This window comes from Pantoea sp. WMus005 (assembly GCF_013415305.1).
GTDB classification, from domain to species: domain Bacteria; phylum Pseudomonadota; class Gammaproteobacteria; order Enterobacterales; family Enterobacteriaceae; genus Pantoea; species Pantoea rara.
The window spans coordinates 297,888-321,135 of record NZ_JACBXU010000004.1; the positions used below are offsets into that span (position 1 = coordinate 297,888).

General features: G+C 51.7%; 17 protein-coding genes, 1 tRNA gene and 1 pseudogene. 13 read left to right on the forward strand and 6 right to left on the reverse strand.

Going from position 1 to position 23,248, the window contains the following annotated elements; all coding sequences use genetic code 11:
- The 7 genes and pseudogenes from HZZ01_RS16245 to ddlA all read left to right on the forward strand — a co-directional run bounded on the left by HZZ01_RS16245 (position 1) and on the right by ddlA (position 7,772).
- The gene (locus HZZ01_RS16245) at positions 1-912 is read left to right on the forward strand and encodes a hypothetical protein (protein ID WP_179898603.1); all 912 of its coding nucleotides are present in this window, start codon (positions 1-3) and stop codon (positions 910-912) included.
- Between the two features lie 2 nt (positions 913-914).
- Positions 915-1,949, forward strand: coding sequence for a tyrosine-type recombinase/integrase (locus tag HZZ01_RS16250; RefSeq protein ID WP_179898604.1), 1,035 nt, complete (start codon positions 915-917; stop codon positions 1,947-1,949).
- Positions 1,946-2,719, forward strand: coding sequence for a hypothetical protein (locus HZZ01_RS16255; protein ID WP_179898605.1), 774 nt, complete (start codon positions 1,946-1,948; stop codon positions 2,717-2,719). The genes HZZ01_RS16250 and HZZ01_RS16255 overlap by 4 nt, the downstream gene beginning before the upstream one ends.
- A 261-nt stretch (positions 2,720-2,980) precedes the next feature.
- Positions 2,981-3,802, forward strand: a pseudogene (locus HZZ01_RS16260) (tyrosine-type recombinase/integrase); the annotation flags it as partial.
- Positions 3,803-3,944: 142 nt separating this feature from the next.
- Complete coding sequence (locus tag HZZ01_RS16265) at positions 3,945-5,294, forward strand: hypothetical protein (protein ID WP_179898606.1); 1,350 nt, start codon at positions 3,945-3,947, stop codon at positions 5,292-5,294.
- A 247-nt stretch (positions 5,295-5,541) separates the two neighbouring features.
- Positions 5,542-5,610: transfer RNA gene (locus tag HZZ01_RS16270), tRNA-Ile, on the forward strand.
- Between the two features lie 1,064 nt (positions 5,611-6,674).
- Positions 6,675-7,772 (forward strand): D-alanine--D-alanine ligase, encoded by a 1,098-nt coding sequence (gene ddlA / locus HZZ01_RS16275; protein ID WP_179898607.1) that lies wholly within the window; start codon positions 6,675-6,677, stop codon positions 7,770-7,772.
- A gap of 20 nt (positions 7,773-7,792) precedes the next feature.
- Here ddlA and HZZ01_RS16280 read toward each other — a convergent pair whose 3' ends face one another.
- The 4 genes from HZZ01_RS16280 to HZZ01_RS16295 all read right to left on the reverse strand — a co-directional run bounded on the left by HZZ01_RS16280 (position 7,793) and on the right by HZZ01_RS16295 (position 12,979).
- Complete coding sequence (locus HZZ01_RS16280) at positions 7,793-9,214, reverse strand: GGDEF domain-containing protein (RefSeq protein ID WP_179898608.1); 1,422 nt, start codon at positions 9,212-9,214, stop codon at positions 7,793-7,795.
- 268 nt (positions 9,215-9,482) lie between these two features.
- Positions 9,483-10,958, reverse strand: a complete 1,476-nt coding sequence (locus tag HZZ01_RS16285) for a SulP family inorganic anion transporter (protein WP_179898609.1) — start codon at positions 10,956-10,958, stop codon at positions 9,483-9,485.
- Positions 10,955-11,590, reverse strand: a complete 636-nt coding sequence (locus tag HZZ01_RS16290) for a carbonic anhydrase (protein WP_179898610.1) — start codon at positions 11,588-11,590, stop codon at positions 10,955-10,957. The genes HZZ01_RS16285 and HZZ01_RS16290 overlap by 4 nt, the downstream gene beginning before the upstream one ends.
- 579 nt (positions 11,591-12,169) lie before the next feature.
- Positions 12,170-12,979 carry a 5'-nucleotidase, lipoprotein e(P4) family gene (locus tag HZZ01_RS16295; RefSeq protein WP_179898696.1) on the reverse strand — a complete coding sequence of 270 codons (810 nt, stop codon included), beginning with the start codon at positions 12,977-12,979 and terminating at the stop codon, positions 12,170-12,172.
- Positions 12,980-13,085: 106 nt separating this feature from the next.
- Between HZZ01_RS16295 and HZZ01_RS16300 the strand changes: the two genes are divergently transcribed.
- Entirely contained in the window at positions 13,086-13,793 is a 708-nt protein-coding gene (locus HZZ01_RS16300) for a polyphenol oxidase family protein (protein ID WP_179898611.1), read from the forward strand.
- Between the two features lie 200 nt (positions 13,794-13,993).
- Positions 13,994-16,012, forward strand: coding sequence for an NADPH-dependent 2,4-dienoyl-CoA reductase (locus HZZ01_RS16305; RefSeq protein ID WP_179898612.1), 2,019 nt, complete (start codon positions 13,994-13,996; stop codon positions 16,010-16,012).
- Here the strand turns inward: HZZ01_RS16305 and rlmG are convergent, their stop codons facing one another.
- Entirely contained in the window at positions 16,013-17,131 is a 1,119-nt protein-coding gene (gene rlmG, locus HZZ01_RS16310; RefSeq protein WP_179898613.1) for a 23S rRNA (guanine(1835)-N(2))-methyltransferase RlmG, read from the reverse strand.
- Positions 17,132-17,214: 83 nt separating this feature from the next.
- Here rlmG and HZZ01_RS16315 point away from each other — a divergent pair, with 83 nt between their 5' ends.
- Positions 17,215-17,718, forward strand: coding sequence for a M48 family metallopeptidase (locus HZZ01_RS16315; protein ID WP_013359120.1), 504 nt, complete (start codon positions 17,215-17,217; stop codon positions 17,716-17,718).
- Here HZZ01_RS16315 and HZZ01_RS16320 read toward each other — a convergent pair.
- Positions 17,715-19,403 (reverse strand): chloride channel protein, encoded by a 1,689-nt coding sequence (locus tag HZZ01_RS16320; protein WP_179898614.1) that lies wholly within the window; start codon positions 19,401-19,403, stop codon positions 17,715-17,717. The two genes, HZZ01_RS16315 and HZZ01_RS16320, sit on opposite strands and share 4 nt — an antisense overlap.
- A gap of 146 nt (positions 19,404-19,549) precedes the next feature.
- On the opposite strand from HZZ01_RS16320, the gene HZZ01_RS16325 reads away from it, so the two are divergent.
- The 3 genes from HZZ01_RS16325 (at position 19,550) to sstT (ending at position 23,229) form a co-directional block, all read left to right on the forward strand.
- On the forward strand, positions 19,550-20,536 hold the full coding sequence (locus HZZ01_RS16325) for a Gfo/Idh/MocA family protein (protein ID WP_179898615.1): 987 nt from the start codon (positions 19,550-19,552) through the stop codon (positions 20,534-20,536).
- A 256-nt stretch (positions 20,537-20,792) separates the two neighbouring features.
- On the forward strand, positions 20,793-21,761 hold the full coding sequence (locus HZZ01_RS16330) for a TerC family protein (RefSeq protein ID WP_179898616.1): 969 nt from the start codon (positions 20,793-20,795) through the stop codon (positions 21,759-21,761).
- A 235-nt stretch (positions 21,762-21,996) separates the two neighbouring features.
- Positions 21,997-23,229, forward strand: coding sequence for a serine/threonine transporter SstT (sstT, locus tag HZZ01_RS16335; RefSeq protein WP_179898617.1), 1,233 nt, complete (start codon positions 21,997-21,999; stop codon positions 23,227-23,229).
- Positions 23,230-23,248: the final 19 nt, after the last annotated feature.

Genomic DNA, 23,248 nt, shown 5'->3' on the forward strand with positions numbered 1-23,248 from the left:
ATGACAGCTAAAAAGGAAGTGAAGAATCCAGGAGATACACCTGTTGAAAAAGAAAAAAAAGTAAAGACTTGTTTTGTCATCATGCCAATTGCTGATCACCCTGATTATGAAAAAGATCATTTCAACCGAGTTTATGAGTACTTAATTAAGCCAGCTTGTATTAATGCTGGTTATCAGCCTTATCGTGCAGATGACAGTAAAGCGTCTCATATGATTATGTTCGACATCCTAAAAAAAATTATGGATTGCGATATGGCCATTTGCGACCTTAGCTCTAAAAATGCCAATGTATTTTATGAGCTAGGACTTCGCCAAGCTTTTAACAAAAAAACCATACTAATTACTGATGGTCGAGATAAAGCACCATTTGACATATCTGGCTTCAGATATGTTCCCTATACACCATCATTAAGGGTTGATAGTGTAGAAAGAGAAATATCATCTATTTCTGAGATGTTGATTGAAACAGAAGCAGCACCTGACGATGATGTGAATTCAATTGTCAAACTATTAAAAATAAAGCCTGCGCATGTCGAGCCAGTTGAATTAAACTCAAGCGAAAGCATGTTGTTTAACTTAATTACAAAGCTTCAAGATAAAATAGATGCATTAGCTCCTCCTAAAACCTCAAGATTCGTGAGTAACAGAAAAGTTGCAGGTACAGAAGGCTATACCATTACCTCTTCACCTTCATATATACCGTTACCCCCGGTATCTATCGGCGAGATATTAAATAACAACACTGAACAACTGATGGTTGAAACCTTCTATTTTCAAGGAGAGAAATTAGGCATTCTAGAATCTTATAATAAAGAATTTTTTACTTTCATCGACCCTCTAACTAATTTTAGGAAAAACATTCCTATCACCAACGATACAATGAAAAATATTTATGCAATACCAAGCTATTAAAAATGAGCATACGAAAACAAGATGATGGGAAATGGCTTTTAGATTTTTATCCTGAAGGCAAACCGAAAGGAAGACCCAGTAAACGCATCCGTAAGACATTTTCCACAAAAGGTGAGGCCATTGCATATGAAAATTATGTAATGGAGACATTAGTAGAGAAGCCTTGGTTAGATGGCAAAGAGGATCGCCGCAAATTATCAGAGCTTGCTCAGCAATGGTTCGATGAACACGGCATCACCTTGGACGATGGCACAAAACGTCTTAAGGCGATGAAGTTTGCCTGTGAGAGCATGGGCAACCCGCTTGCCCATGAGTTCAGCGCAACCATGTTCTCTGTATATCGGAAAAAAAGATTGTCAGGTGAAATAGCCAGGACTGCGCGAGTGCAAAAGGTTTCGCCACGGACCATGAACTTAGAGCTGGCTTACTTCCGGGCGGTCTTCAACGAACTAAAGCGATTAGGCCATTGGAAAAAAGATAATCCTCTTGAAAATTTACGCCCCTTTAAATCTGAAGAAGCAGAACTTGCTTACCTTGAAGCGGAGGAAATAACACGGCTTCTTGATGAATGTAAAAAAAGCCGTAATCCGCATGTTTACCATGTAGCGCACCTATGCTTAGTGACAGGCGCAAGATGGGATGAAGCAGAATCATTGACTACTAAGCAGGTTAGAAATCTAAAAGTAAGTTTCATCAAGACCAAAGGAAATAGAAATAGAACAGTACCCATCAGCCAAGCCGTTTATGACAGCATTCCAAAACCTGAAAAAGCCGGACGTTATTTTGACACCTGTTACTCTGCTTTTCGTAGTGCTGTTAAAAGAGCCGATTTAGATTTACCAGATGGGCAACTTTCCCATGTATTACGTCATACTTTTGCATCACACTTTATGATGAACGGTGGCAATATATTGGTATTACAACGTATTTTAGGGCACACAGATATTAAGATGACAATGCGTTATTCACATTTCGCTCCAGAACATTTAGATGATGCAATTAAGCTTAACCCTTTAAGTGATAGAGAAGACTCATGAAAAAGCACTATATTTTTCTTTTTACTTTAGGTGGATTGTTTTTCGCAGCCATCCCATTAATTCTATATTTCATTCAATTCTCTCCAAACTCAGTACTGCCTGATTACTTAACAGAAAGATTATCAATTAAAAACGACGACTGGGGTAGTTTTGGCTCTTTCTTAAGTGGAACTTCAGGCGCTATTTTTTCATTTTTCGGAACTCTAGCTGTCATATGGACATTGGTCGAATCACATAAATCTAATGAAAAACAAATCAATATGATTCGCTCAGAACAAACATTTGCTCAGTTTAATGAACTCCTCAAGGTTTTAGAGGAAATGCTAAAATATAAAATTTATCCTACACATCATGGAGCGTTATTCGACTTAGAAAGATGGAAGGATTACGTGTATTCTCGCACCGCACTTAAGATGAATATTTTTTTAAACGAAAACCCTAAAGATCGCAAGAATGATGGTATTTATGAATTTTCTTTTTATTCATTTTTCTATGGCACAGTTATGGAAGAAATTAACACCCCAGTTTTCAATAAAGAATCTGCAATTTATACGGTTCTTTTAGATAGAATAATGAATTCTGACAATTCAACTAAAGAAGCGTTAATTGCGGTACTTGACGCAAAACTAGATGAAGACCTTTTTTTCTTCCTAAACGCTTTCCAAATATTGGGGGAAGACAAGTCCAGAATCATAAGGATGCTAGCCAGCTCCTTACCCTTGCAGGTTCCTGTTGATTTGAGTGACCGCATATATGAATTTACTGATTGATTGTCCCCTTTTTGTCCCTTCAGGACACAAAAGTTCAGCAAACCCCATCAACATTCAACCTTAAGTTTTATTTAAAATCAGTAACTTATTGATTTTTAATGTAAGAGCATCGTTCTCATAATCGCTTGGTCGCTGGTTCAAACCCAGCAGGGGCCACCAAATTTTAATCTGTTAAATCAGTAGATTAGAGCCACCTTTTTGGGTGGTTTTTTTGTTTCTGCTTTCTGATTCTGAAGTGGCGGCAGATGATTTTGTCGTTAGGTCATTGAGCTGCTTGAATTATGGTTCAACACGCATGGCATTACGCTGGCGGATGGTGAGAAGCGGCGAACCACAATGGCGTTCGCCTGCGAGGCGATGGGAAATCCACTCGCAACCGAGTTCAACGCGAAAATTTTTGCGTCATATCGCGAGCAGCGTTTAAGCGGGAAGATCACCCGCTCCAGTCGAGTGAAAACGGTAACGCCGCGTACGGTGAATTTAGAGTTGGCATATTTCAGGGCGATGTTTAACGAGCTACGTCGGTTAGATGAATGGACCGCACCGAACCCATTAGAAAACGTGCGCGAGTTTAAAATCAGTGAGTCGGAGATAGCGTATCTAACCATTGAGGAAATTAGAACGCTCCTTACCAAGTGTGAGAACAGCCGATCCAAAGACCTGACGACCATTGTGAAAATCTGCCTCGCAACTGGCGCACGATGGAGTGAGGCCGAAAGCTTAAAGGGGAAACCAAATCCGCGCTGGTCAGATCGTCTATGTGAAAATTAAAGGCAAGAAAAACCGCGCGGTGCCGATAACTGAAAAATTACAGGCTGATCTGCCATTGAGCAGAAAGGCGCAGCCAATTTTTAAACCTTGAGTAAAGCGATGCTGCGTGCCGGTATCGAGACACCCGCTGGGCAGCTTACGCATGTTTTACGCCATACCTTTACATCTCATTTCATGATGAACGGGAGAAATATTCTTGTGCTACAACGGATTTTGGGGCATACAGATATTAAGGTGACGATGCGCTATGCACACTTTTCGCCTTACCATTTGAATGATGCAAAAAAGCTAAATCCATTAACTCAAATTTAGAGCGATAAAAATGCTCCCTCACTTGAGAAGTCAACCAAACTGCTCCTCATTTATAAATCATATTTTCAATAGAAAAAATAGCTTGAAAATTAATCGATAAGCAGAAATATAGATATATAATATCTTAAAAAGAGATGATAAAATGAATAAATTTATTGCTGTTAAGGTTGGAAAAGGAGATTCCTTTTACTTAGAAAACATGGAAGTAAGTTTTTTAGTTGATGGTGGCGCAAGTAAAAATCAACTTCCAACATTGTTATCTTCAGCATCGATATCAAATGACGTCGATATTTTAGTATGTACGCACAGTGATGAAGACCATGTGAATGGATTAATTGGTTATTTTGAGAATAGTAAAAAGTGTCAAGAAGTATGGTTACCGGGCAGTTGGATGTCACGACTCGAAGACATGTTAGATAGACCAAAGGACTTCATTAGAGAACTTTATGAAAATATAGATGACTTGGATGAAAATTTTTTATTGGACAGCGCTAACACACTCGAGGAGATGGGTGACATCATTTCACAAAGAAGTAATTTTTCAGATAAAAAAAAGGACGATAACAGTAATATTATTCCTCCAACGCTCCCTTATAAAAACGAAGAAATGAAGTTTAAAATTGAATCATTGCAAGATGAATCAAGTTATATTAAGCCTAAAGAAAATAAGGAAGAATCAGAAGAATCAGAAGAATCAGAAGAATCAGAAGAATCAGAAGAATCAGAAGAATCAGAAGAATCAGAAGAATCAGAAGAATCAGAAGAATCATTAAAAAATAAAAAATTATATAGTCAAGATAATTTATCTCAATTCATTAATGAAGCTAACTTCGCTACAGTTCCTTTTATATATAGAAAAACCAGTCACCAAATAAACTCATCTAAGAGAGATGATATATTTAAAAGCTCGATTAACGCTACAAAAAAAATATTACAACTCGCCACGCTAGCTTATAATTCTGGAGCGACGGTAAGATGGTTTGAATATTCAGAAACTGAATCTGGAGGCGGCATGAAATACTTTAAACCCGTAAACTCCATTGAAATATTTAAAGCCAAAAAGAGATTGGCGCTTGAATTTCTCTGCTTAACCAAAGCTAATGTAGAAAGTTTGGTTTTCTATGCATGTAATGAAGATGACACAGCAGGGGTACTTTTTTGTGCTGACTCAAACTTTTCATTTCAGCAACCACTTAACTTTTTATCGAATTGTCAAAATCTAGTAGTTACAGCTCCTCATCACGGAGCTGAAGCCAACAAAATTGTTTATCAAAAATTAGCACCATATATTCCCCTGAACACAATTTTTGTCAGAAGTGATACTCGACAGTCTAAAAACAAAAAAAAACCTAGGCCATGTGTCGACTATAGAAATCTAATTTACTCCAAATACTGCACGATTTGTTACGGTCAAGAAATCAAACAAAATATTATTTTGAATTATAGGACAGGAGGCTGGTCTCCTGATAAAACTACTGATTGCATATGTTAATATTACACAGTTAGTTGAATATTTCATGTTACGCCGTGATAATACAAAAACATGAATTATTCATGACTTTATCCTTTTCATTTATAGAAAAATGTCTTTTTTGTTAACTTTATCATCTTCATTTCAGGTGGGTGAAGTAAGTTAACGTCACAAATAAATGGCAGCAAAGTGGCAGCACAGCGCAACGCCATGTGCCACTTTTCATCACTATTTGGCCTAAAGAAAATATAAAAATAAGTAACCTACTGATTTAACTCGCGTCAAATTGGGACTCATAATCCCCTGGTCGCTGGTTCAAACCCAGCAGGGGCCACCAAATTTATCATATGAAGACATATGCTTAAGCCGCTCATTGAAGCGGTTTTTTTGTATCTGGCTTTTCGAGTGGCGGCAAAATGGCGGCACATTTTCACCTCTATTGCCTCCCCCCGACTGATTATCCTGAGCAGCCCGAATCAAGGCCGTGAATGGTCATCCCTTCTGCAAGCCTTTATCCTCAATGACAGGGCTGGCGCCACACAGCAGAATCGGTAGACGGTTTCAAAGAATCCATGACGCATCAATAATGGCTGAGGCGTAGAACAGCGCCCCGGTTTCTCACCTGTAACTAACCCTAAACGCCTCTCATAAATCCAGCCCATTAAATGTTAGCTTCATGTTAAAGTCATTGGCATTGCCTGACCTGAAGAAGAGAGCAACATAACCATGCATCCGATTTTCGAAATACTCTCAGAGTTATTTAGCGCGTGGCCTGCAACGTCAGGGAAGCAAAAAGAGAGAAAGCCAGTCAGGGATAGAAGAAAGGTCTCACGTCTTGACTACAAACCTTTATGCAAGATAACGACCGACCCAAAAAGAAATGATGTACCGCATAAAGATGAGAGCAACTGAGAAAACGTACTCTTCTTCCTATCTGCTGGTGTGAACACAAGCGAGGCAGGCAGAAGTCATCTTCCCCCACTGATCGTTGCACTTCAGCTCACAGTTTTCATCTTTTCAAGCGGCATCACGAATCGTCAGTCATTGTCCTGAATGTGGCGTCATCGCCACATTCAGAACACTATCACGAGAGCGCCCACGACATCGTACTGAGTGAGGTGCAACAACGGGTTGCACTATCCTCCAGCCGAACCCGGCGATATCCCGCATTACCCTCTGCCCGATCGTCAGATTGAGTCATCTCTCATCCTTTCTGCTCTGCAACCGCTCTTCCTCCAAAGTAATCCCTGCGACCTGTCTACACCGTGTGGAGAAAGGGTGGCTGCGATTAAAACAGCCTGACGACGCAATTCCTGTCGCCAGCATTTAGATTTCAGGTAATTTAACCCGCGCAAACCCCATGCTATCTTGTGGTTTTGATTTTTTCAGTGGGCAAAACAGATGACAAAGTTGCGGGTAGGGATCGTGTTTGGCGGGAAATCGGCTGAGCATGAGGTGTCGTTGCAGTCGGCCAAAAATATCCTTGAGGCGATCGACAAGACCAGGTTTGACGTGGTGTTGCTGGGCATCGACAAACAGGGACACTGGCGTCTTAACGATGCGTCGAACTTCTTACTTAACGCTGAAAATCCGGCGCTGATCGCCCTGAATCATGCCGCTGAAGATGTGGCGCTGGTGCCGGGTACGACGCAGCAGCAGATCATCACCCGCCACAACGCCCATCCGCTGTCGCAGATCGACGTCATCTTCCCTATCGTGCACGGTACGCTGGGTGAAGATGGTTCCCTGCAGGGCCTGTTGCGTATGGCCTCGTTACCTTTTGTCGGTTCCGACGTGCTGGGTTCTGCGGTCAGCATGGACAAAGATTTCACCAAACGCCTGTTACGTGATGCCGGGCTTAATGTCGCGCCATGGCTGAGCGTCACTCAGGGCCAGCGCGCACAGCTGGACGCAGAGGCAGTCATTGCCCGCTTTGGTCTTCCACTGTTTATCAAACCCGCCAACCAGGGCTCATCAGTCGGCGTCAGCAAAGTGGATAGCATTGAAGAGTTTGATGCTGCGCTGGCGCTGGCCTTCTCTTTCGACCGCAAAGTGCTGATTGAACAGGGTATCAAAGGCCGGGAGATAGAGTGTGCGGTGCTGGGCAACGATGCGCCGGAAGCCAGTCCCTGCGGCGAAGTGGTGGTGCATGATGCCTTCTACTCGTATGACACCAAATATATCTCTGAGAGCGGTGCGCAGACGGTGGTCCCGGCGGCCATTGCAGCGGAAACCAGCGATGCGATTCGTGACGTAGCTATCAAAGCTTTTACCGCGCTGGAGTGCTTTGGCATGGCACGCGTCGATGTGTTCCTGACCGACGAAGGCGAGATTATCGTCAATGAAGTGAATACCCTGCCTGGCTTCACCAATATCAGCATGTACCCGAAACTGTGGCAGGCGGCCGGACTGAGCTATCAGGATCTGATCAGCCGCCTGATCGACCTGGCGATTGAACGACACCAGCAGGCCAGCACCCTGAAAAGCAGCGTCAGCTGACCCAATCCGGCGGCGTGGCGCTATGCCACGTCGCTGCTAAGGGCGCGGAAGTTAACCGGTGAAGTCTGATTTCGGCCATTGCGTTTCGACAGATAGAGATTTTTATCCGCTGCGGAGATCAGCCGGTTGATGACGCGGTGCCACTCGGTCGCCTCACCGGCACTGCCATGCGACAGCCCCAGACTGACGGTCACCGTGGCCGTGCTGCCCTGCAGCCAGAACTTCTCTTTCGCCATCTTCTGCCGAATGGCTTCCGCCAGAAAATAGAGCTTTTCCGGGTTCTGGTCGAACAGCACGACGACAAACTCCTCTCCGCCAAAGCGACAGATGCGCCCCGCTTTACCCACTACACGCTGTATCCGGCGGCCAATCTCTTCCAGTACGCTGTCCCCCGCATCGTGACCAAAATTGTCATTAATCGCTTTGAAGTAGTCGACATCCAGCAGGATCACGCCCACCTTGCGATCCGGGAAAATAGGCTCCGCACGCAGGCTTTCATATAAGCCGGAACGTGACAGCAGGCGGGTCAGGAAATCGTAGTTCGCGCGCAGCGCCAGCCGCTGATTAAGCTGGCGGATTGCATCCATGCTCGCGGCAACAATCAGTGGGCTGATTGCGATGGTCGCCACGCCCAGCCGCGCTGAGGTCAGATGGCTGATCGGCAGCAGTGTGTCATCGCCCCGAATATTCATCACTCCATGGGAGACCAGAATGATCTCAGCAATACCGGCCAGCAGAATCACCAGGCTGGTCAGTGGCATCGGCAACACGACGGCGCACCACACCAGCGCCGGAACCGGAAACGTCAGGCTGCCCGCAACGCCCATCATCGTCCCGATCATCATCGAAAGGATCACGGCAATAACCGGTGCCAGCTTACGCATCTGCAAAAACTGACGGGGTGACAGAGACGACCAGTCACGCGTCAGCAAAAACGGCAGCACCATCAGCCCGGTGGAGAATTGCTCACTGAACCACTCCCCCCACGCCGTCGCCAGTCCGGCCGTGAAATCAGCCTGCTGAGCCAGTGCGCCCCAGCTGGCGCAGGCCAGCGCGGCCAGCAAACAGGCCGGGAAAATACGCAGCACATTGGTAATACGCTCGCTGCCAGAGTCGTGCTGAAGATGCTTTACCAGCAGCGTTACCGCCACCAGCACAAACAGAAGATTCGCCAGGTTGAGGGTAAAGGCAGAGAGCGTCCAGCCCGAAAAAACAGTGTCGTTAAACACCATCGCAGCAAAAACGGCCAGGTAATAGCGGGTTCGATGCAGAAAGGGATTCCGGACGATGACGCCAGTAACGATCGCGTTGACCGGCCAGAACAGCGACAGCTCCTGAGGGATGCGCAGGTGTCCGCCGATAAAGCTAAATAGCAACGTGACTAAAAACAGCGAAAATACGTTCTTCTTAGCGTCGTGCTCTTCAAACAGCTGTATGCGCATACATCCGGACCTTGTCGCAGAGAGGCTGGCTGTCCACGTCAGCCCGGGCAGGCGCGTGGTGTCAGAATGATTAAATCCTGGATACTCTCACTGTCATCTGGCAATCAAACCCCCTTCATGGGCTGACTCAGGGAAGTGAGCCTGAAAAGGTTAACCCCATCAGATGACAGTAAAAATTGGGGACTTATTATGCCTCGCAAATAAAAAAATCGGATATCCGAGATATCCGATTTTTGCCTTTCTGACGACTTTACCGTTGCGTTTAACGCTATTTTACCGCAACCGGCCACTGACTCAGACGAATACCGCGTTTGTCTGCGTTATCGCCAAAATCTTTAAGCACCGCTTTGACATCGGGATCGATATATTCTGCATTGTCGTTATCGACGATAACCACACTGTTCTCCGGGATCTCATCCAGCAATCCCTGTAACTTTGGATTGTGCATAAACGTCAGGTTCTGCTGAAAGCGCAGCACGTAGTGGTCGTCGTAGCGGGTAAGCTGCAACGCGTTGCGATGACTCTTGTAGATGCTGTAGAGGATCTGGGTGGCGATACCGATGCCAATACCGACCAGCATACCCAGCGTGATAATCCCAACGATGGTGGCCAGAAACGGCACGTACTGCTGTGCGCCCATCCGGAACTGCTCAACGAATAGTCGCGGTGTCGCCAGTTTATAACCGGTATAGAGCAGCACGGCAGCGAGGCTGGCCAGCGGAATGGCATTCAGCATCTCGCTGAACCACATGCCGCAAATCAGCAAAAGCACACCGTGAATGAAGATCGACAGTTTTGTCTGTGCGCCCGCACTGACGTTGACTGAACTGCGCACAATCACCGCCGTTATCGGCATCGCGCCAAGGAAACCGGCCGCCAGGTTACCGATACCCTGCGCGAACATCTCTTTGTTGGGCGACGGCGCGGGTGTCTGAGGACGCAGTTTTTTCAGCGCCTCCTGACTCAGCAGGGTCTCCAGACTGGCGACCAGTGCCAGCGTTACCGCAACGACCCAGACCTGTGGATTCTGCCAGGCCATCCAGTCGGGCGTTTCCAGCTCCGCCACCAGCGCAGAGACGCTGTCAAAAGCGGGCAGCGAAATACGCGCCAGGCCCTGGGTCATCTCAGGGAAGAGTCGCCCTCCTGCCACAGTCGCCAGGCAGCCGATCAACACGGCAATCAGCGGGCCGGGGATCCAGGCCAGCGCTTTGATGCGTTTCACCGGCCCGGTGGTCCAGAGACATAAAATGGCTAATCCAACACCCGCTACCAGGATTGCGGGCAGCGAGAAGGTCATCTCGCCGGTCACCAGTGACACCAGCTCCGCATCGCCAGCGGCGCCCAGCGCCACCGGGATTTGCTGCATGATCAGCAACAAACCGATGGCCGCCAGCATGCCTTTAATGACGCTGCCCGGCACCAGCGAAATAAACCGTCCCGCGCGCAGCAGGCCAAACAGACATTGCAGTGCGCCGGCGATAATCAGGGCGGTGAGAAAAGCCGGGAAGCTGCCTAGCGACGCCATTGAGGCGACGACGATGGTAACCAGGCCCGCCGCCGGGCCGCTGACGGCAAACCGCGATGGGCTCAGCGAGGTGACCACCAGGCCGCCAATGACACCGGTCAGCAGACCGGCAAATGGCGGTAATCCGCTGGCCTGAGCGATGCCAAGACAGAGCGGTAAGGCGACCAGAAACACCACCAGACCCGCCGGGATGTCGCGGCGCAGGGTATCGAGGTTCATAATAAAGGTTCCTCTGCAGATTGATGAATCAGCTCTTTGAGATGGCCGGTGCGCAGGTCATAAACACAACCAAACACCTCCAGTTCCTGGCCCGATTGCCAGATTTGCCGGACCGGTTCAGATTTCACCAGTCTGGCGAATTGCGCCTTAACGTTGGCCTCAACCAGCCGGTCGAGCTGTTCACCCGGCGCGGCGTCTGAGGCGGGACTTTCTGCCAGCCCCTGCTGAATATCATTTCGCAGCGTCTGAATGCGTCTCGCCAGCGCGCTTTCCTGTCCGTCCAGCACGCTGCCCGGCAGGTTTTGCGCGGCTTCTACGCCGCCGCAGCCATAGTGGCCGCTCAGTACAATGCGTTTCACGCCGAGAAAGAAGAGCGCGTATTGCAGCACGCTCAGTAAATTGTCGTCGTCCTCAATCACCATATTGGCGATATTACGATGCACAAAGAGTTCGCCAGGATGGGAGCCGGTTAATACCTCAGCCGGAACGCGACTATCAGAACACCCAATCCAGAGTGAGTGTGGTTTTTGCTGATGAAGGAATTTTTTAAAATAATCCGGATTACGCTGGCGGCGCTGTAATGCCCAACTGCGATTTTTCGCTAATAAGGGTTTAAGTGTCGTCACAATCATCTTCTCTCTACTACCGGGATGTCGCATCCTGGCTAACCACAAAGTGTATCGGCTCACAAATAAAGCGTGAGCCGCCAGGTAAATAAGAACTGAGTCACAGAAAAAGGTTATAGACGCTAACTAATTTCAATGCACGAGTAATATTTCACAGCATTTTCACATCATGATTTTTGTCAATTCACCGTCAGTAAGAGTCAGAGCTACGTAAATTTTATTAAGCAGGAAAGATCGGTGCCAGCAGGCAGGAAGTGTTAATAAACCAGTAAAATCAATTAAATGAAAAAATAATAATAATTAACTAAAGTTATTGCTGACAAATAAATACACATAATAAGTGAAGGGATACTCACTGCCATACCAACCGGCGTGCTTTTTACCAGGAATCCTCTTAATTAAAAAATTAACCATTAGCACAATCAACCGGCTTAACTGGTTTAAGCCAGTCAGATATTCCTGTATTGAGTTAAGAAGGGAGCAAGAGATAATTAATTTAATTTGCAGGAAAATAGTGACGGAGGTAAGTAAATAAGGGCCAGTTATAAACAGAGCCTGAACGAGCAGGCTCTTTTTCTTGACGAATTATTTACCGTTCCAGCTTTGCAGGCGTGATTCACGCACCGACAGCTGCTGTTCCGGGGTCAGTTTATTGTAGTTTTCCGCCATTCCGCTCTCCCAGTCGCCGTAGAGTGGGTTCGGCAGCACGATGAACTGCGTACCAAACTGCTGATGGTTGAGATTCACAAAATCACGACGCGTCTGATTCCCTTTATGCCAGGTCGCCGCACCGAAATCGTTGAGGTTATCACCGACATAGAGCACCACGTTATAGCCCGCATTTTTGATAGCATCGAAACGCGCCTGCTTGTTGGAGCTGTCGGTATTCAGACGTACCGTTTTATCACTGACGCTGGGGAAGCCGAGCTGCTGCATATTGGCGACCGTAGCAGCGTAATCTTTCTGATCGCGGTTCGACACGTAGAACAGCGTGCCGCCATTTTCTGTGACATGACGTGCGAACTCAACCGCGCCCGGCACCGCTTTCGCCTGACGCGCCTGCGTCCAGGCTGACCAGGTTTTGCTGCTGAACGGCTGGCCATTCTTCGCCTGCCACGCGCTGTAGGCACTGTTATCCAGCATGGTTTCATCCAGATCGACAATCACCGCTTTGGGTTTGCCGGTCAGCGAGGGTGCCTGATCAAATGCCATGCGCGCAGTATTAAACGCCTGCCAGGTCAGCGCCTGATATTCGCCAGACTGCTGGAACCAGTTTAAAGCCAGTACCGATTGCTGGCCGAGTTGCTGTTGCGCGGTCTGATGTGAAGACGAGGCGCAGCCGGTAAGCAGCAGCGCGACCAGTCCGGATGCAGCAAGTTTTGCGGAGGTTTTCATCATTTCATCCTTAAGGTGAGAAAGGTCTGAGGAGAAGCTTCAAAAATGTAGCAGTTAACGTAAGCTGTGGGCAGCCCAACGCACGCTGTTATAACAGGAGATTCTTATGGCCGTGATCCCCCGCTCGTCGTTGCTCGATTCGCTGGAGTGGCTCGATTACGCGTTTCAGCCAGCGGGTGAGCCGCCTCCCGCCGATGCCGCCTATGGACATCAGCGCCACAGCGCAACCGTGGTCACCGATAGTGAGAACATTCCGCCCAAAAGCTGTGAGTCCGATGGCGTGATCGGCAGCGGGACGCGGCCTGTGGCGGTTTACACCGCCGATTGCCTGCCGGTGCTGTTCGCCGACCGCCAACAGCGGATCGTGGCGGCGGTGCATGCCGGACTTAAGGGCACGCTGGCGGGTGTGCTGACCCGCGCCGTGGAAAAACTGGGCGAGCAAGGCTGCAACCCGCAGGACCTGGTCGTGGCGATCGGCCCGGCGATGGGCCCCTGCTGCTATGAGCTGGCCGAACCGCAGCTGGCGGAGATTGCACAGAACCCGGCGTTTGCCACCGGGCTGCGCTGGCACCGGAACCAGCCGGTAAATTCACAAGCACAACGTCCACAGGCCGCTGCCCATCAGCAGGGTGTCTGGTTCGATCTGCCCGCACTGGCGACACAGTTGCTGGTCAACGCGGGCGTGCCAGCTGCGCAGATCGATAACGTCAATGTCTGCACCTACTGCATGGCCGAGAGCGGTTCCAGCTACCGCTTTAATACCCACCATGGCAGCGGCTATCGATCGCGCTATTCCTGGATCCGGCGGCGTTAGCGGTTCAGCGTCAGGGACATCACAAGTCCTGCACGCCACGGAAGGCGGTGTTGCTTAAGGCACAGGCTCCCTGCGTCCGCTCGCCCTACTCACCTGCCGATGTTTATGATTTCACTCACACCCTGACATTCTTTCACTTTTTTTTAACGCAGAAGTGGCTAGAGTAAACTCATCCGACCACTTTATTGTGAGTGACTATCATGTCCGTCAATCCTGATTATCCTGCACTGTTTACGCCGCTGGACCTTGGCTTTACCCGACTGAAAAACCGCTTTCTGATGGGATCAATGCACACCGGCCTGGAAGAGCATCCGGATGGCGCAGCCCGCCTGGCGGCGTTTTACGGCGAGCGGGCGCGGGAAGGCGTCGCGCTGATTGTCACCGGGGGAATTGCCCCCAATGCGCAGGGCGTCACCACCGCGCATGGCGCGATGCTCACCGACGAGACGCAGTGCAGCTGGCACCGTCAGATCACGGAGGCAGTACATCAGCATCAGGGCAAAATCGCCCTGCAGATCCTGCATACCGGCCGTTACAGCTATCAGCCCGATCTGGTTGCGCCTTCAGCACGTCAGGCACCGATTAACCCGTTTACGCCACAGGCGATGAGCGAGACGGCGATTGAACAGACCATTGATGACTTTGCCCGCTGCGCCCGACTGGCCCAGCAGGCGGGCTATGATGGTGTGGAGATTATGGGTTCCGAAGGCTATCTGATTAATCAGTTTCTGGTGAAGCACACCAATCAGCGCGCCGACCGCTGGGGCGGTGACTTCCGGCAGCGGATGCAGTTCGCGCTGGCGATTACCCGCGCGGTTCGCGCCGCCACCGGCGACGCCTTTATCATCATCTTCCGGCTCTCAATGCTGGACCTGGTCGAAGAAGGCAGTACGCTGGAGGAGACATTGCTGCTGGCTGGCGAGCTGGAGCAGTGCGGCGTTACGCTGTTCAATACCGGCATTGGCTGGCACGAAGCGCGCATCCCGACTATAGCCACCTGCGTGCCGCGCGCGGCCTTTGCCTGGGTGACGCAGCGCCTGCGTGCCCATGTTTCAGTACCGGTGATCGCCACCAACCGCATCAACCATCCGGCCGTCGCGGAGGAGCTGTTGCAGTCAGGCTGTGCTGATATGGTCTCGATGGCGCGCCCTTTCCTCGCCGATCCCGCCTTTGTCAGCAAAGCACAGCGCGGGAAACCAGACAGCATCAACACCTGCATTGCCTGTAATCAGGCCTGCCTTGACCAGGTGTTCGCCGGCAAAATCACCTCCTGCCTGGTTAATCCGCGCGCCTGTCATGAGTCGCTGATGCCGGTTATCGCCAGCACCGCTCCGCGCAGGCTGGCAGTGGTGGGTGCCGGTCCGGCTGGAATGGCGTTTGCGCTGCAGGCGGCGCAGCGCGGACATCGGGTGACGCTCTATGAGGCCGCGCCGGAGATCGGCGGTCAGTTCAATATTGCCCGGCAGATTCCCGGCAAATCTGAGTTCAGCGAAACGCTGCGCTATTTTCGTCATCAACTGGCGGCCGCGGGCGTGACGGTTAAAACCGGCTGTCGGGTCACGCCGGATCAACTGAGTGACGCCGACGAAGTGATACTGGCGACCGGCATACTGCCGCGTACACCTGATATTCCGGGCATCGATCACCACTGCGTGCTGAGTTATCTGGAGGTGCTGCGCGATAAGCGTCCGGTGGGTAAACGGGTCGCCATTATCGGCGCAGGCGGTATTGGCTTTGATGTGGCGGAGTACCTGTCGCAGCCGTCACATGACGAGGATCTGGCGGCGTTTTATGCGGAATGGGGCATCGACCACAGCCTGACGCAGCGCGGCGGCGTGATGAAGCCTGAACCGCCTGACGCGTTACGACAAATCTGGCTGCTGCAGCGCCGGTCGGGTAAGCCGGGCGCCGGGCTGGCAAAAACCACCGGCTGGATCCATCGCGCCAGCCTGCAGGCGCGCGGCGTGGAGATGTGGGGTAGCGTGGAGTATCAGGCGATTGATGACAGCGGCCTGCACCTGCGGCGCAACGGCGAAACCCTGCTGCTGGCGGTCGATAACGTGATTATCTGTGCCGGACAGGAGCCGCAGCGCGAGCTGGAAGCCGCGCTGCGCGCAAAAGGACAGGTGGTGACGGTAATAGGCGGTGCAGATGTGGCGCAGGAGCTGGATGCGCGCCGCGCCATCGCGCAGGCGACGCAGCTGGCCTTAACGGTCTGACTAGCGCATTTTAACCGCGCGCAGCACCACAAATTTCTGGTTAGAGGCGATCAGTGTGCAGTTGCCGAACAGCTTTTTCAGCTTGTGGTGATAATCGAGGTGGCGGTTGCCGACAATGCGCAACTCGCCGCCATACTGAAGGCAGCGTTTGGCATCGCGGAACATCTGCCATGCCAGATGATCGGTGACGGCATGTTGCTGGTGGAACGGCGGGTTGCACAGCACCGCGTGCAGCCGATCCGACGGATAGCCGCTCAGCACGTTGTTCACCACGAACTGACAGCGCGACAGATCATCAGGACGGTTCATTTCCACATTAAGCTTGCTGGAGGCGACCGCCATGTAAGACTCATCAAGGAAATGCACCTCGGCCTGCGGATTCTGTTCCAGCGCCACCAGTCCTACCACACCGTTGCCACAGCCCAGATCGACAATCTCACCTTCAATGTTTTCCGGCAGATGCTGCACAAACAGTCGTGCGCCGATATCCAGCGAAGAACGCGAGAAGACATTGGCGTAGTTGTGGATCTGATAAGGGGTGCCATCCAGCGGCCAGACCAGTGCAGGTGTGGCTTCACGCAGTTGAGGCTTACTGAACTGGCTGTAGATCAGGCGTGCTTTTTTCCACGCCAGTGAGGTTTTGGTTTCACCGATGATCTGTTCGAACAGCTGCAGGGTTGAGTTATGAATCTCTTTGGCGCGCGCCGCCGCCAGAATCACCGTATCGGGTGTGACGACTTCGCGAATAGCGCGCAGCTGGTGCTCCAGCAGCGCCAGGGTTTTAGGGATCTTAATCAGCACCGCCGCCGGGGCCGCAGGCAGTTCTGCCAGGCTATCAACAAAGTGAACCTCGCTGTCGTCCAGCGCATTGAAAGTCAGGTTCTGACGGGCAGCCTGCTGGCTCAGCCAGGAGTCGCTGACATGCCAGACGGTGCGCGGATTCAGGGCGCAGGTTAATGCCCCGAAACTGTCGTTGAAGACCAGCACCGGTCCTTCCGGCAGCGCCTGCTGTAACAGATATTCATCAGCCGCATCCCAGGCTTGTAATGGACTTTCGTCACGCATCTGCGGGAAGCGATGCAGGATCAGTGTGCGATCGTTCAGTTCAAGTTGGCTCATGAATTCTCCGGCGTGGTACACTTTGGTTGATTTTCGCCCCAAAATCGGGGGCGCAGTATACTGTCTTTCGCCTGGAATCCCTAATGTCCTCACTGATCTACCTTCAGGGTTACCCTGCCCCCCTTCTTGAGCAGGTTCAGACGCTGATCACCCATCAGCGCTTAGGCGCGTTTCTGCAGGAACGTTATCCTGACACCCATGATGTGATGAGTGATAAAGCGCTGTATGACTACACGCAGGCGCTAAAAAACCGCTATATGCGCAACGCGCCGCCAATCAGCAAAGTGATGTGGGATAACAAAATCAAGGTGATGAAGCATGCACTTGGTCTGCACACGGCCATCTCGCGCATCCAGGGCGGCAAGCTTAAAGCGAAAGCGGAAATCCGCATCTCGACCTTTTTCCGTCTCGCACCGGAGCCATTTCTGCGGATGATCGTGGTGCATGAGCTGGCACATCTGAAAGAGAAAGATCACGACAAGGCGTTCTACCAGCTCTGCTGCCATATGGAGCCGGATTACCACCAGCTCGAATTTGATGCCCGCCTCTGGATGACAGACCAGGCGATGCGCGGCAACGCAGCTTAAAGAAACTCCTGCGCTTTCTGAATCAGGCTGGTTTTCGTCAGCGCCCCCAGAAAGCGTCGCTCCTGAGGATTATTCAGCACCGGCAGTCGCTCCAGCGTGACTGCCGCAAACGCCTCCCAGCCCTCACGCATACTCTGATTTTCAAAGATCACCGGAAAATCCTGATCCATGACGCACTGTACCGGTGAGTCCAGGGTGATCTCCTGCGCCAGCACCCGGCGCGAAATCTCATGAATCGAGACCACGCCGAGGAAAGCGCCTGCGGCATTGATGACATAGACATAGCGTTCACGCTTCAGCGAGCTGACCGCCAGCGCCTGCCCGACTGACTCCTCCGGCTGCAACGCCGCACCGGGAATGATCAGCTCAGCTATGCGCATGTTATCGAAGTCATATTTCGCTTCTGAACGGTTGAAGTGATGACTCACGACCGGATAAGTACTGGCGGATTGCAGACGATAGACCACCATCGACGCCAGCACAGTCGCGATCATCAGCGGAAACAGCAGGCTGCTGTTGAGCGTCATCTCCAGCACCATCAGCATCGCCATCAACGGCGCCTGACTGACCGCCGCCAGCACCGCCGCCATGCCAATCGCGGCATAGAGCAGCACATTGCCGAGCGGCAGATGTAACGCCGCCCCCATCGTCGCGATAATGACGCCAAGCAGCGCGCCAATCAGCAGCGAGGGCGTAAAGAGTCCGCCAACGGCGTTCGACCCCACCGACAGGCTGGTCGCAAGGGTTTTCAGCACCAGCAAAAGCAGCAGTCCCGGCAGCAGATAGTCGCCCGCCATGACTTTGACGATGACTTCGTAGCCGTTGCCGAGGATATCGGTGGAGATCAGCGCCAGTAAGCCCACCGCAAAGCCGCCCGCGCCCAGACGCACGGGCAGCGAGGCGACCCGGCTGAAGAGCACTTTGCTGCGGGCGATGCATTTAATCAGAATCCAGCCCGCCAGACCGGCGCTCAAACCAATGACGACCGTCATCAGCAGGCTACTGAGATCCATGGCGAAGTTTGCATCCGCCAGCGGATAGAGCGCGCTGCGAAAGCCCAGCGTCCACATGGTCATCACCGCTGTTGCTGAGGCGATAATCAGAGGGATCAGCCGCTGCAACGCAGAAATACCAAACGCAATTTCCGCCACAAAAATCGCCGAGGCCAGCGGCGCATGATAGACCGACGCAAGGCCGGCTGCGGCGGCCATCGCCACCACGTCACTGTTCTTCAGATTAAGAGACGCCGGTAACAGGCGGCCAATCGCACTGCCGCACAGTGCCGAGAGCTGCACCATCGGCCCCTCTTTACCGATCGATGCCCCGCTGCCGATACTGGCAATCGACGACAGGGCACGGAACAGCGACGTTTTGGTCGGCACCGCATCAAGCCGGGCATTAATCACTTCAAGATAATCTGTTTTCACCGTCTGCTGCTGCTCGATGGCAACCGCGTAACGCAGGAAATAACCCGCCAGCACGCCGCCCGCCCCCACCAGCAGCGGCCAGAAGATCCACGGCCAGAGATGCAGGGAGTCGGTAATCTCACCACTGCGGGCAAACAGCAGATGGTTGATCAGTTCAATCACGCCGCGAAAAGCCAGCGTCACCAGCGACGCCGCGCACCCGACCGGAATGGCGATCAGAAGTGTGGTCCAGTTTAATGCGTGCTTACTTGCTTTCACCTGCGCTCCCTGGTTGATACATAAAGATCATCGCTTCCGCATATTATTGGAATGCGGATCGCAGGATCAATCCCTGCCCGCCCGGCACCATTGCACCGCATCGGAGAGATGTTACTCTGCCGCTTTAACGCTGCCGGAGAGATGACGTGATTCGTTTTGCCATTGTGGGAACAAACTGGATTACACGCCAGTTTATTGATGCCGCTCATGAAACCGGAGCGATGAAGCTCTGTGCGGTCTATTCACGCAGTCAGCAGCAGGCCGACGCTTTTATTGCCGATTATCCCTGCAAACAGACCTTTACCTCACTGGAAGCCCTGGCCGCCAGCCCGGAGATTGATGCAGTCTATCTGGCCAGCCCCAACGCCCTGCACTGCCAGCAGGCGCTGCTGTTTATGTCGCACGGCAAGCATGTGATTTGCGAAAAACCACTGGCCTCAAATCTGGCCGAAGTGGAGCAGATGATCACCTGCGCCCGTGAGCATCAGGTGGTGCTGTTTGAGGCATTTAAAACCGCCAGCCTGCCAAATTTCCTGCGGCTGCAGCAGGCGTTACCTGACGTGGGTAAACTGCGGAAAGCGCTGCTGTGTTACTGCCAGTACTCTTCACGCTATCCGCGCTATCTCAACGGCGAGAACCCCAATACTTTTGATCCGCGCTGGTCGAATGGCTCTATTATGGATATCGGCTATTATTGCCTGGCTTCAGCGGTGGCGCTGTGGGGCCAGCCAGACCGGGTGCACGCTACCGCGACGCTGCTTGCGAGCGGTGTGGACGCACATGGCGTAGTCGTGCTCAGCTATGGCGATTTCGACGTGACGATTCTGCATTCGAAGGTGAGTAATTCCAGCCTGCCCAGCGAGATTCAGGGTGAAGCAGGCGCGCTGGTGATTGAAAAGCTCTCTGAGTGCCAGCAACTGACCTTTATTCCTCGTGGTGCTGAAAAGCAGGCGCTGAGTGAGCCGCAGCATATCAACACCATGCTGTATGAAGCGGCCGCGTTTGCGCGGCTGGTTGAGCAGCGCCAGGTGGACCATCCCGGAATAGAGGTTTCGCGCATTACCGCTGCGCTTCTGACCGAAATCCGTCGCCAGACTGGTGTAATCTTCCCGGCCGATGAGGCTGCTGTGTAAATATTTCTAAATATGTCTGAGATAGGTTGCTTCCTGTGCGGCTAAACCGTAACTTAGCCTCCTGCAAAGGGGAGTAACTTGTAAGCTGATTGATCGTCACTACGTTGCGAAAGCATCCGGTCATCAGGCAACCCGGAATCCATTTCTGTGTTGTAAGTGAGACCTTGCCGGAAGGCGAGGTTTGCTTACACAAAAATAAGCGGCTGACGTCTTCTGACTTCAGCCGTTTTTTTTCTTTTTAAGACAGGATACGAATATGCAAACTGTGGGTACGCCTTTACTGTGGGGCAGCTTTGCGGTTGTGGTGCTTATCATGCTGGCTATCGACCTGCTGTTACAGGGACGCCGCGGCGCGCAGACCATGTCTTTCAAACAGGCGGCTGTCTGGTCGCTGATCTGGGTTTCCGTCTCACTGCTGTTCAGCGCCGCCTTCTGGTGGTATCTGGAGGGCAGTGCGGGACGTGAAGTTGCTAATACGCAGACACTCGCTTTCCTGACTGGTTACGTGCTGGAAAAAGCGCTGGCGGTGGATAACGTCTTCGTCTGGCTGATGCTGTTCAGCTACTTCTCTATTCCGGCCAACCTGCAGCGCCGAGTGCTGATCTACGGAGTATTAGGCGCTATCATTCTGCGTACTATCATGATCTTCGCGGGGAGCTGGCTGGTCACGCAATTCAGCTGGATCCTCTATGTGTTCGGTGCCTTCCTGCTGTTTACGGGCGTGAAGATGGCGCTGGCAAAAGAGGATGATGGTGCGGTCGGCGACAAACCGGTAGTACGCTGGTTGCGTAAGCATTTACGCATGACCGACGATCTCGACGGTGAGAAGTTCTTCACCCGCAAAAACGGCGTGCTGTTTGCGACCCCGCTGTTGCTGGTGCTGATCATGGTGGAACTCAGTGACGTAATCTTTGCCGTCGACAGTATCCCGGCGATCTTCGCGGTGACCACTGACCCGTTCATCGTGCTGACCTCAAACCTGTTCGCTATCCTGGGTTTACGTGCCATGTATTTCCTGCTGGCGAACGTGGCGGAACGCTTCTCGATGCTGAAGTATGGTCTGGCGATTGTGCTGGTGTTTATCGGCTTTAAGATGCTGATTGTCGACCTCTACCATATTCCGGTCGGTATCTCGCTGGGTGTAGTCGGTGCCATTCTGGCCTCAACCCTGCTGATTAATGCCTGGGTTAACCGCAAAAGAGACCAGAAAAAGCTCGCACCATAATTACCTGCAGGGGCAGCGGATGCCCCTGTTTTATTTTGTGGCAGCCTGTCGCGCCATTTCATCCCTCTGTCACACTTCCACTATCCAGCATAATAAAAATCTGACCTGCTCCACAGTGACAGAATTTTCTCTTTTCTCGTCCAATCTTTTCCTTATACTCCGCCGGGCAAACCGTTTTAGCCGATGCAAAACATCGCGTCTGAAACTACATCCGCGACAAAATATAGAAAATATTATGCAGAAAACTCTCTCCGCACGTCTGGGCACGCTGCTCGCCGGAAGCCTGGTGAAGCAAATCATGATTGGGTTGATCGCCGGTGTGGCGCTCGCCTGGATTTCACACGATGCCGCCATTGCGGTCGGTCTGCTGGGTGAACTGTTTGTCAGTGCGCTGAAAGCGGTCGCCCCGTTACTGGTACTGATGCTGGTGATTGCTTCGATTGCTAACCACCAGCAGGGCCAGAAATCCAATATCCGGCCGATTATTGTACTTTATCTGCTGAGCACCTTTTTCGCGGCGGTGGTCGCGGTGGTGTTCAGTCATCTGGTGCCGCAGACGCTGACGCTGGCGGTGGGCACCACGGAAATCGTTCCGCCTTCCGGTATTACCGAAGTGTTACGTGGGCTGCTGATGAGCATGGTCGCCAACCCGATTACTGCGCTGATGCAGGCTAATTACATTGGCATTCTGGTGTGGGCGATTGGCCTCGGTCTGGCGTTCCGTCACAGCAGTGACAGCACCCGCGCTCTGCTCAATGATGCCTCTCATGCCGTGACCTGGCTGGTACGCTGCGTCATTCGCTGCGCGCCGATCGGGATTTTCGGTCTGGTGGCCTCGATCCTCGCGTCTACCGGCTTTGGCGCGCTGTGGCAATATGCGCATCTGCTGACGTTACTGATCGGCTGTATGCTGCTGATGGCACTGGTGGTGAACCCGATGCTGGTGTTCTCTAAAATCCGCCGTAACCCCTATCCGCTGGTCTTTACCTGCCTGCGTGAAAGTGGCGTGACCGCCTTCTTTACCCGCAGTTCTGCCGCCAACATTCCGGTGAATATGGCGCTGGCGAAACGTCTGAATCTGGATGAGGATACCTATTCGGTGTCGATTCCGCTGGGTGCGACCATCAGTATGGCGGGTGCGTCGATCACGATTACCGTGCTGACGCTGGCGGCGGTGCATACGCTGGGTATCAGCATTGATGTACCGACGGCGATTCTGCTGAGTCTGGTGGCATCACTTTGTGCCTGTGGGGCATCAGGCGTGGCGGGCGGTTCGCTGCTGCTGATCCCGGTGGCCTGTAATATGTTCGGTATTCCGAATGATCTGGCGATGCAGGTCGTGGCGGTCGGCTTTATTATCGGCGTACTGCAGGATTCGGCGGAAACCGCGCTGAATTCCTCTACCGATATTCTGTTTACGGCGGCCGTCTGTCAGGCAGAAGCTGGCCGTGAAACCAGCCGGGCATAAGCTCGTTATTACTGCCGGT